The following is a 15,295-nucleotide window of genomic DNA, read 5'->3' as shown; positions in this document are numbered from 1 at the left end:
ATGAGCTATGCGGGCAAGGTTCTCAGGGTTAATCTTACGACCGGCGACAACCGGGTTGAGAAGCTGAATGAGAAGTGGGCCCACGATTATTTCGGGGGCAAGGGCTTGGGGATTAAGTATCTGTATGAAGAACTTGCACCTGGGGTTGACCCGCTGTCTCCGGACAATAAGATGATACTCATGACCGGGCCGTTCACGGGGACAACGGTTCCCGTTTCCGGGAAACTGGGAATCATCACCAAGTCCCCGGCGACCGGCACCGTGCTTGACTGCTCGATCGGGGGGCATTTTGCCGGGGAACTGAAATTTGCGGGCTATGATGCTGTTATATTGGAAGGAAAAGCAACCTCCCCGTCTTACTTGTATATTGAAGACGGGTTGGTTGAAGTGCGATCTGCTGCTGACCTGTGGGGGCGTGGGGCCCAGGACACGGAAGTGGCTTTGCGGGCAAAACTCAGTCCGGAGATCAAAGTCTTGGCGATCGGTCCCGCCGGGGAAAACCTGGTTACCATGTCCTGTATCACTTCGGAGTTATACAGGCAGGCCGCGCGCGGCGGAGTCGGAGCTGTCATGGGCAGCAAAAACCTCAAAGCCGTGGCTGTACGCGGGAGCGGCAGTGTATCCGTGCCGGACATGGGCAATTTTATGGCAACCGTGAAAGAGATCATGCGCACAGACACCCTGACCGACACCAACCTTTGGGCGTTCACAGACGGAACTCCCATGCTGGTGGATCTCTCACAGAACACAGGCATTTTACCCACGCGCAATTTCCAGGAAGGGACGTTCACTGCATTTGAAAACCTTAACTCTGATTCGTTAAAGAAAGTACGGGCCGGGAAGAAAGGGTGTTTAAGCTGCGCCCTGGGCTGTGGCAATTATTCCAAAACAGGCAGGGCTTCGGTCGAAGGACCTGAATACGAGACCCTAGCAATTGGCGGCTCCAACTGCGGCATTGAGGATTTGGAGGGGATCATTAAGTTTAATGACCTGTGTGATAACTTAGGGATTGATACGATTTCCGCCGGGAATGTCACCGCTTTTGCCATGGAATTAACTGAAAAAGGAGTTAAGGATTTCGGCCTTAGATTTGGGGATACAGCAGGGTATTTACAGGTGCCGGAGTTGATCGCCCGCAGGGCAGGAATCGGCGCGGATTTAGCGCTCGGAGTTAAGAAGCTTGCGCAGAAGTATGGCGGCGGTGAGTTTGCTATGCATGTCAAAGGGTTGGAATTCCCCGGGTATGAACCCCGCGGCTCTTGGGGTATGGGGCTTGCATATGCCACCTCTGACAGGGGTGCCTGTCATTTACGGGCGTGGCCGGTGGCTGAGGAAGCTTATGGGGAGAGAGATCCCTTTACAATTGAAGGGAAAGCGCAACTAGTCATGGATATGCAGCACTATAATGCGGTCAAGTTTTCTCTGATTCTGTGTGATTTCTGGGCCCTGTCACTTGAGACTATGGCACAAATGCTATCGGCAGCGCTCGGGCGCAGTATTAATGAAGAGGATTTGCGCCAGGCAGGGGAAAGGGTTGTGAACCTGGCCAGGCAGTTTAATGTGAGGGAAGGATTTAGCAAGGGCGAGGATATCCTGCCGGAGCGGATCTTCAAAGAAACACTTAAAACCGGAGCCACAGCCGGTAAACTGCTGCCCCGGGAGGAATTTGAGCATATGCTTAAGGAGTATTATGCTTTGCGCGGGTGGGATAAAAACGGTCGTCCGTCTGCGCAAACCCTGGTCAGGCTCGGGGTAGCTGACTAGAATTTGACGACCTCGATATTTCCGTCCTGCACCGGCCACAGCTGCGGGAACGGGGTGGTTAGAACCCAGTAGCTCACCCCGCGCAAGTTATATTCTTTGATCAGGTTAAACTTCGCCTGAACACTGCGGGCGTCCTCAAACCAGACCTCGTGCTCATGGCCCTGTTCGTCGCGATAATGAAAGAACGGGGCCTGGGCTTTTTGATCATACTCAATCGCTGCGTTATATTTTGTGGCTAAGCGTAAGGCCTCTGGGGGACTTACTGTTTTGGCATAGGGGCCACCCTTAATATATGGTAGAACCCAATCTCTGCCATATGTCGGCATTCCCATCATGATTTTAGAGCGAGGAATAACGGTTATTGCATAGTTAAGAACCCGCTTAACAGCGTCAATCGGTGCAATAGCCATAGGGGGGCCACCGGCCCAGCCCCATTCATAGGTCATAAGTACGGTGAAATCGAGCACTTCTCCATGAACAGGGTAATCATGCGCTTCATAGAGAAATCCTACCTGGTCGGCCTTTTCTTTGGGAGCCAAGGCGGAAGACACGAATAAACCGCCCTGGCGTGCGCGGCTTGCAAGCAGGTGTAAAAAGCGGTTATAGGCTTCACGGTCTGAGGGGTAAAGATATTCGAAGTCGATGTTAACACCCTGGTACCCTTTGGTGCCCGCAGTGCTCACGATGTTGTCAATCAGAGTCTCTTGAATTGAGGGGTTTTCGAAGATTGCATGCGCCAATTCGGAGTTGAATTTACGACCGTCAAAGTTGGTGACCACCATCAGGGGTGTGATTCTCTCCGTCCGGGCGGTATTTAGGATGAGAGCATCATCGAGGTCTGAGAGCGTGCCATTGTTACGTATGCCATAGTTAAAAGGGCTTAAGTAAGTAAGGTGTTCCCCAACTGCTTGCACAGCCCGGTTCCCGGCGGCGTCAAACCGGGTGGTATAGGCATTTACTTCTTTGCGCATTTTTTTAGCGGACGGGATGATTAGTTTTTGCCCGGGATAAATACGGTCAGGGTTAGAAATTCTGTTTGCTTGCACAATCGCCTGTACGCTCGTACCGTAATTACGGGCGATTACCCACAGGCTTTCTCCCTGGGCCACTGTGTGTTGCCTATAGGGGGAGGGAATGACCAGAGCCTGACCTATTACAAGCACATCCGGGTTGGGAAGTTGGTTAACCTCCGTTATTTGGGAGACGGAGATACCGTAACGCTCGGCCACGGCCCAGAGGGTATCCCCTTTTTGCACCACATGTATTTGCACTTTAAACGACCCCTTTGCAGCTTTCTCTATTATTGCTATTCGGCAGCGAAAGAAGTGTTACAGTGCTTGAATAAAGTGTCCGTTTATGGAATAATTAAATGGTGAAGGAAATCAATGGCAGGTGGAGGGAGTTGTATTGGATATGTCTTTTGTTGCTGTCTTAGGAAACCTAGGCCTGAGCATTTTATTCGGAATTGTGGGGATTATCATTTTGGCTGTCGGCTATGTACTTTTTGACAAACTAATTCCTTTGGATTTTAACAAGGAATTGGAGAAGAACAATAGCGCCGTTGCCATCGTGATCGCAGGGCTCTTAATTGGAATTGCAATTATCGTGTCGCGCGTAGTGGCTGCCTAAGGCGGATAAAAAGAAACGGCTTAAGCTAAATAGGCTAAGCCGTAAGGAATGAGGCAAAAGTATAAGTTCTATGAATGAGTGTACGTTGTGGAGTTTGGTGGTAAACAGTAATGTTTTAATAGGGTTTAGCAGTTAGTAACATGCAGGCTTAAAGTTGATCTGCATGTTTTTCTTTTTCGTGTCGGAGCGCGTCATACTGAAAACGGAATTTCTGGTTACAAAACGCACAATGCACGAACTTGCCGTCTTCACTGATTGTAGGCATGACTATCAACCCCCTTTGGCTCTAGTTATAAACAAATTTCCGAAAGTTAATACATTAGGGCAGCAAAATTCTGTCTTGGCGTTCCAACTCATAAACTGATAAGGGGTGAAGTTTTATGCGGAGGAAGATCTGGCAGGATTTAGCCATAGAATTTTATTGGTTAAAAAGGGATTTATTACGCCGTTGGCGCTTGGATACTCCGGCTGGAGTCGCGGGCATAATAGCCGTAATATCCGGAATTGCATTAATGCTAATGATCTGGCAGGGACTGGCAACGACTTTCCGCCATCTCGTTCCCTGGGTTGCTGGTTCTCAAGTAGGTCAGGTTTACTGGTCTTCGGTAGCTTTTAGCTTAAAAGCGAGCTTCGTTTTTCTAATATTTTGTACATCCTTGATTCTTTTTATCATAGTCAAGCTTTCTTCGAAACGATAATTAGATCCTAGTGTAAAAAGAAAAGCCATATATTAACTTTTCCTTAACTTTTAATCCTATCATTAATTTCATGATAAAATTAGAGCCGTGAGTTCTAATGTGCTCTTAAACTCATAAATTATAGATGGGACAACCTTGCGCTTTGAGGGGGACAACCCTGTATTAAGAGGCAGACACCCGGGGTGCCTGCCAACTCGTACCTAATTTTGGAATTGTTTCTTGCATAGAGGAAATTGCTATGATAAAATTTTATCGGTTAAAGGGGAGGTTTGAGAACGTGGATTCGTTTTCGGGAATAACCGGCACCGAGCTTTTTAATGTTATTATGGTTCCCATTCAAGTCGTGATAATCTTTTTTACTTTTTACTATTTTGTGTTATCTATGTTTGGCCTCTATCGCAAACGGGAAAATAAAATACTTATTCCTGAAAAATCATTTGCGGTAGTGGTTGCAGCTCATAATGAAGAAGCTGTCATAGGCCCTTTAGTTGAAAACTTATTTCAGATGGATTATCCCAGGGAACTGTTTGACGTTTTTGTGGTGGCGGACAATTGTTCAGATAAGACGGCGCTCATTGCCCGCGATGCCGGGGCTAATGTGCATCAACGTTTTAACAATGTCAAAAAGGGTAAAGGATATGCCCTCGAGTGGATGTTTAACCGGCTTTTCCGGATGGAAAGGCAATATGATGCGGTTATTATCTTTGATGCGGACAACCTGGTTAAAGAAAACTTCTTAATCGAAATGAACTCTAAACTTTGTCACGGGGATAAGATTGTTCAGTGCTACCTTGATTCCAAGAATCCGTTCGACACTTGGGTTACTAACACCTTTTCGATAGCTTTCTGGCTGACCAACCGCTTGTTGCAGCTTTCCCGTTATAACCTAGGGCTGTCTAATGTCTTAGGCGGCACCGGGATGTGCATTTCGATCGATGTCTTAAAACAAATGGGCTGGGGGGCTACTTCCCTTACGGAAGACTTGGAATTCAGCATGAAAGCCCTCTCACACGGAATTAAAACAACATGGGCCCATGATGCAGTGGTCTATGATGAAAAGCCCCTGACTTTTGCTCAGTCGTGGCGGCAGCGCAAACGGTGGGCCCAGGGACAGGTAGATGTGGCAGGGCGTTATCTCATTCCGCTGCTGACAAAAGGAATACGCGAACGGAAAATAATGTATATTGATGCAGCTGTCCATCTCTTCCAGCCGGCTTTAGTCATGATTGCAACGTTCTTTATGCTCACGAATGTTGTTTCCGCTTTTCTGCCACAATATGCCAGGATCTTCTCGATGGTGATGCCTTGGACCGGCTGGCAGATTCTCTCTGCTATTCAATATGTGTACCCCATTGCCGCTTTGGCCTTAGACAGCTTGCCCTGGCGAGCCTATGTCGGTTTAATCCTTTACCCGGTGTTTATCTATAGCTGGATTCCGATTGTATTCTTGGGCTTCATCAACCGCAAAGACAAGGAATGGTCCCATACGAAACATACCCGTTCTATCAGCTACGAAGACGTTATCCGCGAGAAAAAGGTATCCACGAATTAGCTGAGCATGGATTAAGGGACGCTAAGCAAGATAAAGGAAACTTACTTCCGGTGGAGTTTTAACTCCATCAGAAGTTTAGTTGAACTTATCCAGGGGCTTAGTGCCACTTATCTCCCGACGGTCATGGAGGACCTAGTGTCGCTGAAGCCATGAATGGCGAAAAGCGACCACTTAAGAAGTGGAAGTCTTAGTGGCACTTAGCCATCGGATAAAAGGGATAGTGTTAGGAGTGAGGAAGGCCTTGGCACCTTCCTCTTTCTGATTCTGTGAAGCGTGATTAATGATTAGGTGTTTACTGACATCGCTATGGTACGTATAGCATCGTGCTATATTACGAATAGAATGGTATGAAAGCATAGTCGCGACAAAACTCCTGTATTTTGGCATAAGCTTGTTTTTTGTGTTTATTTTTGCGGGCTTTCTGCTATAATATTTGTTGTATTTTTGGGTATGGATATAGTGAAGGAGATGAAGAGATTGTTACCGACGCCGAAAAAATTCTTTATAACTGCAGCCAGTGCTGAAGGACACAGTAAATTGACCGCGTTTGACAATGCTTTATTAAGAGCGCGGATCGGGAATGTGAATTTATTGCGGGTGAGTTCAATCTTACCACCAGGATGCGAGTATGACCCGGCTCTACAAATTCCAGAGGGTTCCCTGGTACCTACGGCTTACGGCTCGATCGTGAGCGATGTTGCGGGAGAACTGATTGCGGCTGCGGTCGCGGTGGGTTTCTCTGAAAGTACCTTCGGGGTAATCATGGAGTATTCCGGCAAGTGCAGTGCTGAAGAAGCCCGGGCTGTTATTAAAAAGATGGTGCAAGAGGCTTTTGAAACCCGGAAAATGAAGCTCGTTGACATCAAAGTAGCGGCAACTGAACACAGGGTTGAGAAAATTGGGTGTGCGTTTGCGGCTGTGCCATTGTGGTATTAAAAGGAGACGTTGGTAAAATGGAATTATGGTATACGGAAAAGCAAACTCCAAGCGTGGGCATAACCTGCAAAATTCGCTCGACTTTATATACGGAACAGAGCCAGTTTCAAGATATTGCCCTAATTGATACTGAACAGTTCGGGCGCATGCTTGTGCTTGATGGTATGGTTATGACCACGGACAAAGACGAGTTTGTTTATCATGAAATGATTGCGCATGTGGGGCTTAATACGCATCCGAACCCGGAAAACGTGCTCGTGATCGGTGGCGGGGACGGGGGAGCGATCCGGGAAGTTGTAAAAAATCCCAAGGTTAAACATGCGACCTTGGTTGAAATTGATGGACGGGTCATCGAAGTGTCCAAACAGTACTTGCCACAGATTTCCGCAGCTCTTTCAGGCAATCCTAAGGTTGAGGTCATTGTGGATGACGGAATTGCCCATGTGAAAAAGAAGAAAGCTTTCTATGATGTGATCTTGGTTGACTCGACTGAGCCGATTGGGCCGGCGGAAGGATTGTTCGCGCTGGATTTTTACAGGGAGATCCATGCAGCTCTTAAAGAAGATGGGCTCATGGTCGCTCAGACAGAATCTCCGTTCTTTAACGCTGAGCTTATTTCAAGGGTAGTTAAAGATATTTCAAGTGTATTTCAGGTAACAAAATTGTACCTTGCTTCGATTCCAACCTATCCAAGCGGGCTATGGAGTTTTACGCTGGGCTCCAAGCGCTGGGACCCCGAAAAAGTTGAGGAAGCCCAAATTCCTGAGCTGGGAACAAAGTACTATAATGCGGGTGTCCACCACGCTTGTTTTAAGCTTCCGAACTTTGTCAAGGAACTTATCAAATAGGAACTTTATTAAATTAGGAGAAAACTGATGCCTGAAAAAGATCTGTTGGAACTTGTAGACAAACCGGGGGTATTCATGGGAGCAACCGCCTCCTACGCGGAGGCAGACGCGGTCATTTTAGGAATCCCTATGGATTTTACCGTCAGTTTTCGCCCCGGGACGAGGTTGGGTCCTTTAAGTATCCGCAATGTGTCCATTGGAATAGAGGAATACAGTGTTTATCAGGACAAAGACTTGGCTGACTACTTGTATTGTGATCTGGGCGATTTGGCTCTCCCTTTTGGTAATGTCGCTAAGTCGTTGGAGATAATCGAGGTAGCATCGCGGCAGATCATTAATGATGGAAAGTTCCCTATATTCTTAGGCGGGGAACACCTTGTGAGTTTTCCGCTAATTAAGCCTTTGACCGAGAAATATCCGGATTTGTTTGTTGTGCACTTTGATGCCCATGCTGATTTGCGTTTAGATTATCTCGGGGAAGTCAATTCTCATGCGACGGTGATGCGCAAAGTCGCGGAGATGTTAAAGCCGAAGCATGTATATCAATTTGGGATCCGTTCAGGCACCAGAGAAGAGTTTCTCTATGCTAAAGAACACACTAATCTGGTAGTTGAGGATGTTCTGGAACCGCTACAGCGGATTCTTCCGGAATTAAAAAACAAACCGGTTTATGTAAGCCTTGACATTGATGTGGTAGATCCTGCTTTCGCTCCCGGAACAGGAACCCAGGAAGCGGGAGGAGCAAGTTCAAGGGAGATATTAAAAGCTATTCACTCCTTGGCTGAACTTAATGTAGTTGGGTTCGACCTGGTTGAGGTTTCGCCTGTACTCGACACAAGTGAAAGAACTGCGCTTTTAGCTGCAAAACTGGTGCGTGAAGCTATTTTAGGCTTTGTTGCCAAAAAATGATAAGAGCTTAAGAATCACTATAATTTGGATAAATTACCGCTTAAAAAGCCTTTGACAGGAAAAGTATTTTTGTGTATACTAAAATTCGTCACAGCGGGCGATTAGCTCAGCTGGGAGAGCGCCTGCCTTACAAGCAGGATGTCGGCAGTTCGATCCTGTCATCGCCCACCAAAACAGAGGTCAGAGGCCGGCGGACTTCGGGCATCGTACCTCGGACATCGATAATGGCCCCGTGGTGTAGTGGTTAACATGCCTGCCTGTCACGCAGGAGATCGTCGGTTCAAATCCGATCGGGGTCGCCATACCTGCCTCGGTAGCTCAGTCGGTAGAGCAGAGGACTGAAAATCCTCGTGTCGGCGGTTCGATTCCGTCCTGAGGCACCATGCGGGTGTAACTCAGTGGTAGAGTGTCACCTTGCCAAGGTGAAAGTCGCGAGTTCGAATCTCGTCACCCGCTCCAGTTTCCTTATTTTCCCAGTATTCTAGGCGTGTAAGTGGAAAGTGACTTCTGCTAGCCTTGGAAGCAAGTAAAAGTATGGTATCAGTATTCCTGGCGGCATAGCCAAGTGGTAAGGCAGAGGTCTGCAAAACCTTTATCCCCCAGTTCAAATCTGGGTGCCGCCTCCAAATCAACATGCCGAAGTGGCGGAACTGGCAGACGCACGGGACTTAAAATCCCGCGGGCCCAAAAGCCCGTACCGGTTCGATTCCGGTCTTCGGCACCAATATGGGTTTGTAGCTCAGCTGGTTAGAGTACCGCGTTGACATCGCGGGGGTCGGAGGTTCGAGTCCTCTCAAACCCACCATATTGAGCAATTTAGCCTCCCTTTTAGGGGGGCTTTTATTTTTCGTCAAGAATAAGAGCTCACCGATCCGGCAATAGTAGGTAGTATGTGCCGTGGTGTCCCCTTTGTAAAAAACTTTAAGAAATTTTCCGCATAGGGGGCAAAAACGAAATATGACTTAAACCAGGTCATATACTCTACTACGGAGGGATATCGGTGGAACATTTAGTACAGCTAGGAACACAGAACTACCGGGAGAGCATATGTGACCGTCTCCTGAAATTGCGTGATGAAGAGAATCTCCCGTTTCAATTTATTGAATCACGCCAAGGCAAACATTCTTTTTTTGACTGTCATTTTCACCTGGAAGGCGGCGGGTCAGAAGAGTCAGGAGCGTTGACTAAAATACATCAATATTATTTGGCAAATGCCTTGGCTGAGATAATCCTAAATAACTGGGAGCCCGATTATGTGAAAAGAATGATCAGACATAAGTACAGTTTAAAGGACGGGGAAAGCGAAGATGTTGTAACCAAGGCCATGGAGAGATTAAACACAGTTCACGGCCAAGGCTATCGGGTTCACCGCAAAACGCATTTGGTCGAGCAAATTCTCTCGAGCTTGAATAGTGCCCAGTTTTTTGATGTTGAGGGTTTTTTGCGCTTCCGGGCGAACCAGTATAAGGAGGAGCTGGACAAGGCTGTCTCATATGCAGTGGATGATTATGTCTTACAGAAAGAGTACCTGGAATTTATCCGCCTCTTAAAGTATTTTCTGGACACGCAAATCCCGCGCCTGGAAACTTTACACGTTGTGATCAATTCGTTCGGGAATTTCGACCTTTATAATGAACAAGGGGTTAAGGTAACTCAAGAATTTTTGGATGACGCTCCTCTTGATGGTCAAAACAGTGATTTTTCCTATGAGGACTTGCTCATAAGTTCGCTAATAGCGGCAGCGCCCAGACAAGTAGTTCTCCACATCTGCTATGAGGGTTATACGGACACTTTGCAGACCATTAATCAGGTTTTTGAGGACAGGGTTAGTTATTGTACGGGCTGTTCATTTTGCGAAGAACTTTAAAAACTCGCACAGGTATAGTAGAATACTAGTTAAGGGCATGCGGCTGCGGCTAAACCTGATGTCCTGACTATACCGAATAAAGCGATGACAGGAAGAGTAGCTTGCTAAGTTCGTGTCAGAGAGGGGATGCCTGAGGCTGTAAGCATCGCTCGCGGATTGTAAGCGAAAACCGCCCTGGAGTGTTGAACTGAAGTAATAGTAGGTTCAGCCGTGTACCCGCGTTAAGGGTCTGAGGAAGGACAGCATGTCTGGAAAAGTTGGGTGGAACCACGGGAGTAACTCTCGTCCCTTTTGGGATGAGGGTTTTTTGGTTTAGGGGCCGTTTATTAATTAAGGATTTAAGAGCTAAGGAGTTGAGTTTAATGGTTAAAGTTAGTCTGAAAGACGGATCAGTACGTGAGGTTAAGCGGGGGACATCCCTCAAAGAACTCGCGGAAGGGATTGGGCGCGGCTTGGCTAAGGCGAGTGTGGTCGGGAAAGTCGATGGGGAAGTGCATGACCTTTCTTACCCCCTGAACGATGATGCTGCAGTAGAACTTGTTACGCTTGAGAGTGAAGATGGATTGGAAGTCCTGCGCCACTCCAGTTCCCACTTGTTGGCCCAAGCCGTGCAGAATTTGTTTCCGGGGACGAAGCTGGGTATCGGCCCTGCCATTGCCAACGGTTTTTACTATGACTTTGATTCTGAGCATGTGTTTACCCCGGAAGACTTAGAGAAGATCGAAGCTGAAATGCGCCGCCTGGCCAAGGAAAACTATCCGTATGCCCGCCAAGAAGTTTCCCGCCCGGAAGCTTTGGCCTTTTTTGGGGAGCGCGGGGAAAAGTACAAGGTTGAGTTGATCGAAGACCTGCCCGAAGGGGTCACAATTTCCATGTACACGCAAGGGAATTTTACCGATCTCTGCGCCGGGCCGCATATCCCAGCTACCGGCCTGATTAAAGCTTTTAAGCTGCAAAATCTGGCCGGTGCCTATTGGCGCGGCAGTGAGAAAAACAAGATGCTCCAGCGGATTTACGGGACGACCTTTGCTAAAGCTTCAGATCTTGAGGACTACCTGTTTAAGCTGGAAGAGGCTAAACGGCGCGACCACCGCAAGCTGGGGCTGGAGTTGGACTTGTTCAGCCTGCATGACGAGGGGCCGGGTTTTCCCTTTTTCCATCCCAAAGGGATGATCCTCCGCAATACCCTGGAAGATTTCTGGCGTAAGGAACATCAAAAACGGGGTTATCACGAGATTAAGACCCCGATTATTTTAAACCGGAATTTGTGGGAACAGTCCGGCCACTGGGATCACTATAAGGAGAATATGTATTTTACGCAAATAGATGACCAGGATTATGCGGTTAAGCCTATGAACTGTCCTGGCGGCATGATCATGTACAAGACGAAGTTGCGCAGTTACCGGGATCTGCCCCTGCGCGTGGGTGAGCTGGGGCTAGTGCATCGCCACGAACTCTCCGGCGCTTTGCACGGGTTATTACGGGTGCGAAACTTTACCCAGGATGATGCCCACATCTTTATGCTCCCGTCGCAGATCAAGGACGAAGTTATCGGGGTGATTGAACTGGTAGATTACTTCTATAAAGTATTTGGCTTTGAGTATCATGTCGAGCTTTCCACCCGGCCGGAGGATTCTATGGGTTCGGATGAAGCATGGGAGCTGGCAACCAACGGCCTCAAAGAAGCGCTCGAAGCTAAGGGCATGAACTACAAGATTAATCCCGGAGACGGAGCTTTTTACGGGCCGAAAATCGATTTTCACCTTAAGGACTGCTTAGACCGCACCTGGCAATGCGGGACAATCCAGCTTGACTTCCAGATGCCGGAGAAATTTGATTTAACCTATATTGGGGAAGATGGGCAGAAACATCGTCCCGTCATGGTTCACCGTGTCGTCTACGGCAGCATCGAGCGCTTCATCGCTTTGCTTACTGAGCAGTACGCCGGAGCGTTCCCGGTATGGCTGGCCCCGGTGCAGGTACGCATCCTGCCGATCAGTGAAAGGCACCATGAGTACGCCAAAGCAGTTGTGGACAGGTTGCTTGAACTTGATATCCGAGCGGAAGTGGACGAGCGCCGGGAGAAAATCAATTACAAAGTCCGCGAAGCTCAGACAGAGAAGATCCCCTTTGCTTTGGTGGTTGGGGATCAGGAAGAAGAACAAAAGAGCGTGGCTGTCCGCCGCTACGGACAAGGAAATGCGGGAGAGAAGATGCCTCTTGCAGACTTCATTGCCCTGGTTCAGGAGGAAATCAGGAGCAAGAGCGCTGCGCTTGCCAGGGCAGAGAATAAGCAGTGAAATTTTCTAAGCTCAATTAATTAAACCTATTGACAAAGTCGGGATTTAATGATTATAATTTATTCATAGTATAAAGGAAACTTACTGCAGGTGGAGTTTTAAGTCTATCCAAAGTTTAGTGGAAAAATTTAATAGTTCTCTCTTATCAAGAGTGGCGGAGGGACTGGCCCGATGATGCCCGGCAACCGGCAGCGCATGCTGCAAGGTGCTAATTCCTGCAGAACCTAAAGGTTCTGAGAGATGAGAGCGGTATTTGCGTTTAGTTTGCAGATCTGCCTCTTCTCTCAGAAGAGGCTTTTGTTTTGTAAAAGTCTTAGTGGCACTTAGCTATCAAACAAATTTAAGGAGGAAAATGAGATGACAGCAGAAAGAAAACTTGGTTTTGAGACCCTGGCCCTGCATGGAGGGCAAAAACCCGACCCGGCTACAAATTCCCGGGCGGTGCCTATCTATCAGACTTCATCCTATGTCTTTAATGACACAGACCATGCGGCCAACCTGTTTGCGCTGAAAGAACCGGGCAACATCTATACCAGGATTATGAACCCCACGCAGGATGTGTTTGAACAAAGAGTGGCCCTCCTGGAAGGGGGAGCAGGGGCCTTGGCTACAGCTTCCGGTCAGGCGGCAATTACGTACGCTATCCTTAATATTGCCGGGGCCGGGGACGAAATTGTGGCTTCCAGTTCCTTGTACGGGGGCACGTACACGCTCCTGGCCAATACTCTCGCCAGATTAGGAATTACGGTTCGTTTTGTGGATGTTGACAACCCGCAGGAGTTTCGCGCAAACATCAATGATAAGACCAAAGCGCTGTACGTTGAGACGATTGGCAACCCGCGCATCAATGTGGCTGACTTGGAGAAGATTGCGGCGATTGCTCATGAACACGGAATTCCTTTAATCGTGGACAACACGTTTGCCTCACCGTACCTCTGCCGGCCATTTGAACACGGGGCTGACATTGTAGTGCATTCCGCGACTAAATTCATCGGGGGTCACGGTACATCCATTGGCGGGGTAATCGTAGATTCCGGGACGTTCGATTGGAACAACGGCAAGTTCCCGGGGCTGTCTGAGCCTGACCCCAGCTACCATGGGGTAGTGTTTACCGAGGCAGTTGGCTCCTTGGCTTATCTCGTGAAAGCCAGGGTAACGCTCCTGCGGGATACGGGGGCTGCCATCTCTCCGTTCAATGCTTTTTTGTTATTACAAGGATTGGAAACCCTTAATCTCCGGATGGAGCGCCATGTTGAGAACACCCGGAGAGTGGCCGAATTTCTTGAGCAGCACGAATTGGTAACCTGGGTGAACTTCCCTGGTCTTAAGCAGAGCCCGTATTATTCCTTAGCTCAAAAGTACCTGCCCAAGGGCGCGGGAGCGATTCTTACCTTCGGCCTCAAAGGTGGGCTTGAAGAAGGCAAAAAGTTTATTAATAGTCTGAAGCTTTTCTCCCACCTGGCGAATGTCGGGGATGCCAAATCCCTGGTGATTCATCCGGCCAGCACGACGCACCAGCAGCTTGATGAGGAGTCCCAGCTCCAGGCCGGAGTGAGCCCGGATATGATTCGCCTCTCCATCGGGTTAGAGACAATTGGCGACCTGCTCGAAGATCTTGATACTGCTCTTAGTGCCAGCCAGAAGTAGGGCCGCGGCCTCTGCACGGATATCGGTCGCCTAGGTCACGCACCGTTCGCAGGCCATTGTTCGTATGCTAAAGTCGGCGTCCCAGGAAGCAACAAGGAGTGATAGCATATGCCGATAAAGATTCCGGATCACTTGCCGGCAATGGAGATCCTAAATTCAGAGAATGTCTTCGTCATGGCTGAAACCAGAGCCTATCACCAGGACATCCGGCCCTTAAAAATAGCTATTCTGAACCTTATGCCGCACAAAGATGTTACCGAAACTCAGATTCTCAGGCTTTTAAGCAACTCTCCCTTGCAAGTGGAGATTACCCTTCTGCACTTGGAGAGCCATACTCCTAAAAACACGGCGCAAGAATACCTGGACACTTTCTACACCACGTTCAGCGTCGTGAAGCGGCGTAAATTTGACGGTTTGATTATTACCGGTGCCCCGGTTGAGCAACTGGAGTTTGAAGAAGTGACTTACTGGCCGGAACTCAAGGAAATAATGGACTGGACCCGCACCAATGTGACTTCTACGCTCCACATCTGTTGGGGGGCGCAGGCCGGTCTGTACCATCATTATGGCGTGCCCAAACATCCCCTGCCCGAGAAAATGTTTGGAGTTTTCCCGCATAAAATTTATAAGACCGGTCCGAGTGCCTTAAAACTGCTGCGCGGATTTGATGATGAATTTTTTGCGCCCCATTCACGTCATTCGGAGGTGCGGCGTGAGGATCTGGAAAAAGTGCCGGATTTGGAGATCTGGGCAGAATCGGATGAGGCCGGAGTCTATATGGCTGCGGCCGCTGATGGCCGCCAAATCTTTGTCACAGGGCACTCGGAGTACGACCTTAATACTCTGAAAGACGAGTACGAGCGGGATCGGGCCAAAGGGCTTTCTATCAAGATTCCTAAGAACTATTTTCCGCAGGATGATCCCGCTCAAATCCCGGTGCATAAGTGGCGCTCCCATGCGAATCTGCTGTTTGCCAACTGGCTTAATTACTTTGTGTACCAGGAAACACCTTATGAGTTGGAGGAGTCTTAAGGGATTCAAGGTCTTATAATCTATAAAACAAGCAAACATGGAGTTTTTCCTTTAAATGTTGACACACCGTAGTTTCAAAGGTATAATATCTTTTAGTCAAGTAGAAGCCATCC

12 protein-coding genes, 7 tRNA genes, 1 riboswitch and 1 other annotated feature are annotated in these 15,295 nt (G+C 48.3%); of the genes, 18 read left to right on the top strand and 1 reads right to left on the bottom strand.

What is annotated here, in order from left to right; translation table 11 throughout:
* Positions 1-1,764, top strand: coding sequence for an aldehyde ferredoxin oxidoreductase family protein (locus ACYQ2N_RS09820; protein ID WP_459999065.1), 1,764 nt, complete (start codon positions 1-3; stop codon positions 1,762-1,764).
* On the opposite strand, the gene ACYQ2N_RS09815 is transcribed toward ACYQ2N_RS09820, so the two are convergent.
* Positions 1,761-3,035 carry a glycoside hydrolase family 18 protein gene (locus ACYQ2N_RS09815; RefSeq protein WP_459999064.1) on the bottom strand — a complete coding sequence of 425 codons (1,275 nt, stop codon included), beginning with the start codon at positions 3,033-3,035 and terminating at the stop codon, positions 1,761-1,763. The genes ACYQ2N_RS09820 and ACYQ2N_RS09815 overlap by 4 nt on opposite strands.
* 142 nt (positions 3,036-3,177) lie before the next feature.
* Here ACYQ2N_RS09815 and ACYQ2N_RS09810 point away from each other — a divergent pair, with 142 nt between their 5' ends.
* From ACYQ2N_RS09810 to metA, 17 genes are all read left to right on the top strand, one after another.
* Entirely contained in the window at positions 3,178-3,393 is a 216-nt protein-coding gene (locus ACYQ2N_RS09810; protein WP_460000506.1) for a DUF350 domain-containing protein, read from the top strand.
* Between the two features lie 380 nt (positions 3,394-3,773).
* On the top strand, positions 3,774-4,091 hold the full coding sequence (locus tag ACYQ2N_RS09805) for a hypothetical protein (RefSeq protein ID WP_459999063.1): 318 nt from the start codon (positions 3,774-3,776) through the stop codon (positions 4,089-4,091).
* A 277-nt stretch (positions 4,092-4,368) separates the two neighbouring features.
* Complete coding sequence (locus ACYQ2N_RS09800) at positions 4,369-5,643, top strand: glycosyltransferase family 2 protein (protein ID WP_459999062.1); 1,275 nt, start codon at positions 4,369-4,371, stop codon at positions 5,641-5,643.
* Positions 5,644-6,120: 477 nt separating this feature from the next.
* Complete coding sequence (locus ACYQ2N_RS09795) at positions 6,121-6,579, top strand: pyruvoyl-dependent arginine decarboxylase (RefSeq protein WP_459999061.1); 459 nt, start codon at positions 6,121-6,123, stop codon at positions 6,577-6,579.
* Positions 6,580-6,596: 17 nt separating this feature from the next.
* Positions 6,597-7,427: a polyamine aminopropyltransferase gene (gene speE, locus ACYQ2N_RS09790; protein WP_459999060.1), complete on the top strand. Its 831-nt coding sequence runs from the start codon at positions 6,597-6,599 to the stop codon at positions 7,425-7,427.
* A gap of 27 nt (positions 7,428-7,454) precedes the next feature.
* On the top strand, positions 7,455-8,336 hold the full coding sequence (gene speB, locus ACYQ2N_RS09785; RefSeq protein WP_459999059.1) for an agmatinase: 882 nt from the start codon (positions 7,455-7,457) through the stop codon (positions 8,334-8,336).
* Between the two features lie 95 nt (positions 8,337-8,431).
* Positions 8,432-8,507: transfer RNA gene (locus ACYQ2N_RS09780), tRNA-Val, on the top strand.
* 55 nt (positions 8,508-8,562) lie between these two features.
* Positions 8,563-8,638 (top strand) — tRNA-Asp (locus tag ACYQ2N_RS09775).
* A 5-nt stretch (positions 8,639-8,643) separates the two neighbouring features.
* A tRNA-Phe gene (locus ACYQ2N_RS09770) sits at positions 8,644-8,719 on the top strand.
* A 1-nt stretch (position 8,720) separates the two neighbouring features.
* Positions 8,721-8,795 (top strand) — tRNA-Gly (locus ACYQ2N_RS09765).
* A gap of 92 nt (positions 8,796-8,887) precedes the next feature.
* A tRNA-Cys gene (locus ACYQ2N_RS09760) sits at positions 8,888-8,962 on the top strand.
* Positions 8,963-8,971: 9 nt separating this feature from the next.
* Positions 8,972-9,060 (top strand) — tRNA-Leu (locus ACYQ2N_RS09755).
* A 4-nt stretch (positions 9,061-9,064) separates the two neighbouring features.
* A tRNA-Val gene (locus ACYQ2N_RS09750) sits at positions 9,065-9,141 on the top strand.
* Positions 9,142-9,336: 195 nt separating this feature from the next.
* On the top strand, positions 9,337-10,203 hold the full coding sequence (gene ytxC, locus ACYQ2N_RS09745) for a sporulation protein YtxC (protein ID WP_459999058.1): 867 nt from the start codon (positions 9,337-9,339) through the stop codon (positions 10,201-10,203).
* A 75-nt stretch (positions 10,204-10,278) separates the two neighbouring features.
* Positions 10,279-10,496 (top strand) — a binding site (T-box leader).
* Between the two features lie 69 nt (positions 10,497-10,565).
* Entirely contained in the window at positions 10,566-12,503 is a 1,938-nt protein-coding gene (gene thrS, locus ACYQ2N_RS09740) for a threonine--tRNA ligase (RefSeq protein WP_459999057.1), read from the top strand.
* A gap of 139 nt (positions 12,504-12,642) precedes the next feature.
* Positions 12,643-12,750, top strand: a riboswitch (SAM riboswitch).
* A gap of 110 nt (positions 12,751-12,860) precedes the next feature.
* A complete protein-coding gene (locus ACYQ2N_RS09735) occupies positions 12,861-14,150 on the top strand; it encodes a homocysteine synthase (protein ID WP_459999056.1) in 1,290 nt (429 codons plus the stop codon).
* Positions 14,151-14,258: 108 nt separating this feature from the next.
* On the top strand, positions 14,259-15,182 hold the full coding sequence (gene metA / locus ACYQ2N_RS09730; RefSeq protein ID WP_459999055.1) for a homoserine O-acetyltransferase MetA: 924 nt from the start codon (positions 14,259-14,261) through the stop codon (positions 15,180-15,182).
* Positions 15,183-15,295: the final 113 nt, after the last annotated feature.

The sequence above is a fragment of the Paradesulfitobacterium aromaticivorans genome, from assembly GCF_054657415.1.
The sequence above is the reverse complement of the archived record's forward strand: the minus strand, read 5'-3'. Positions and strand labels throughout refer to the sequence as shown.

Bases quoted from the DNA above. Each gene is read 5' to 3' on its own strand.
- ACYQ2N_RS09820 (WP_459999065.1), top strand. From the start codon at position 1: ATGAGCTATGCGGGCAAGGTTCTCAGGGTTAATCTTACGACCGGCGAC.
- ACYQ2N_RS09810 (WP_460000506.1), top strand. From the start codon at position 3,178: ATGTCTTTTGTTGCTGTCTTAGGAAACCTAGGCCTGAGCATTTTATTC.
- ACYQ2N_RS09805 (WP_459999063.1), top strand. From the start codon at position 3,774: ATGCGGAGGAAGATCTGGCAGGATTTAGCCATAGAATTTTATTGGTTA.
- speE (WP_459999060.1), top strand. From the start codon at position 6,597: ATGGAATTATGGTATACGGAAAAGCAAACTCCAAGCGTGGGCATAACC.
- speB (WP_459999059.1), top strand. From the start codon at position 7,455: ATGCCTGAAAAAGATCTGTTGGAACTTGTAGACAAACCGGGGGTATTC.
- thrS (WP_459999057.1), top strand. From the start codon at position 10,566: ATGGTTAAAGTTAGTCTGAAAGACGGATCAGTACGTGAGGTTAAGCGG.
- ACYQ2N_RS09735 (WP_459999056.1), top strand. From the start codon at position 12,861: ATGACAGCAGAAAGAAAACTTGGTTTTGAGACCCTGGCCCTGCATGGA.
- metA (WP_459999055.1), top strand. From the start codon at position 14,259: ATGCCGATAAAGATTCCGGATCACTTGCCGGCAATGGAGATCCTAAAT.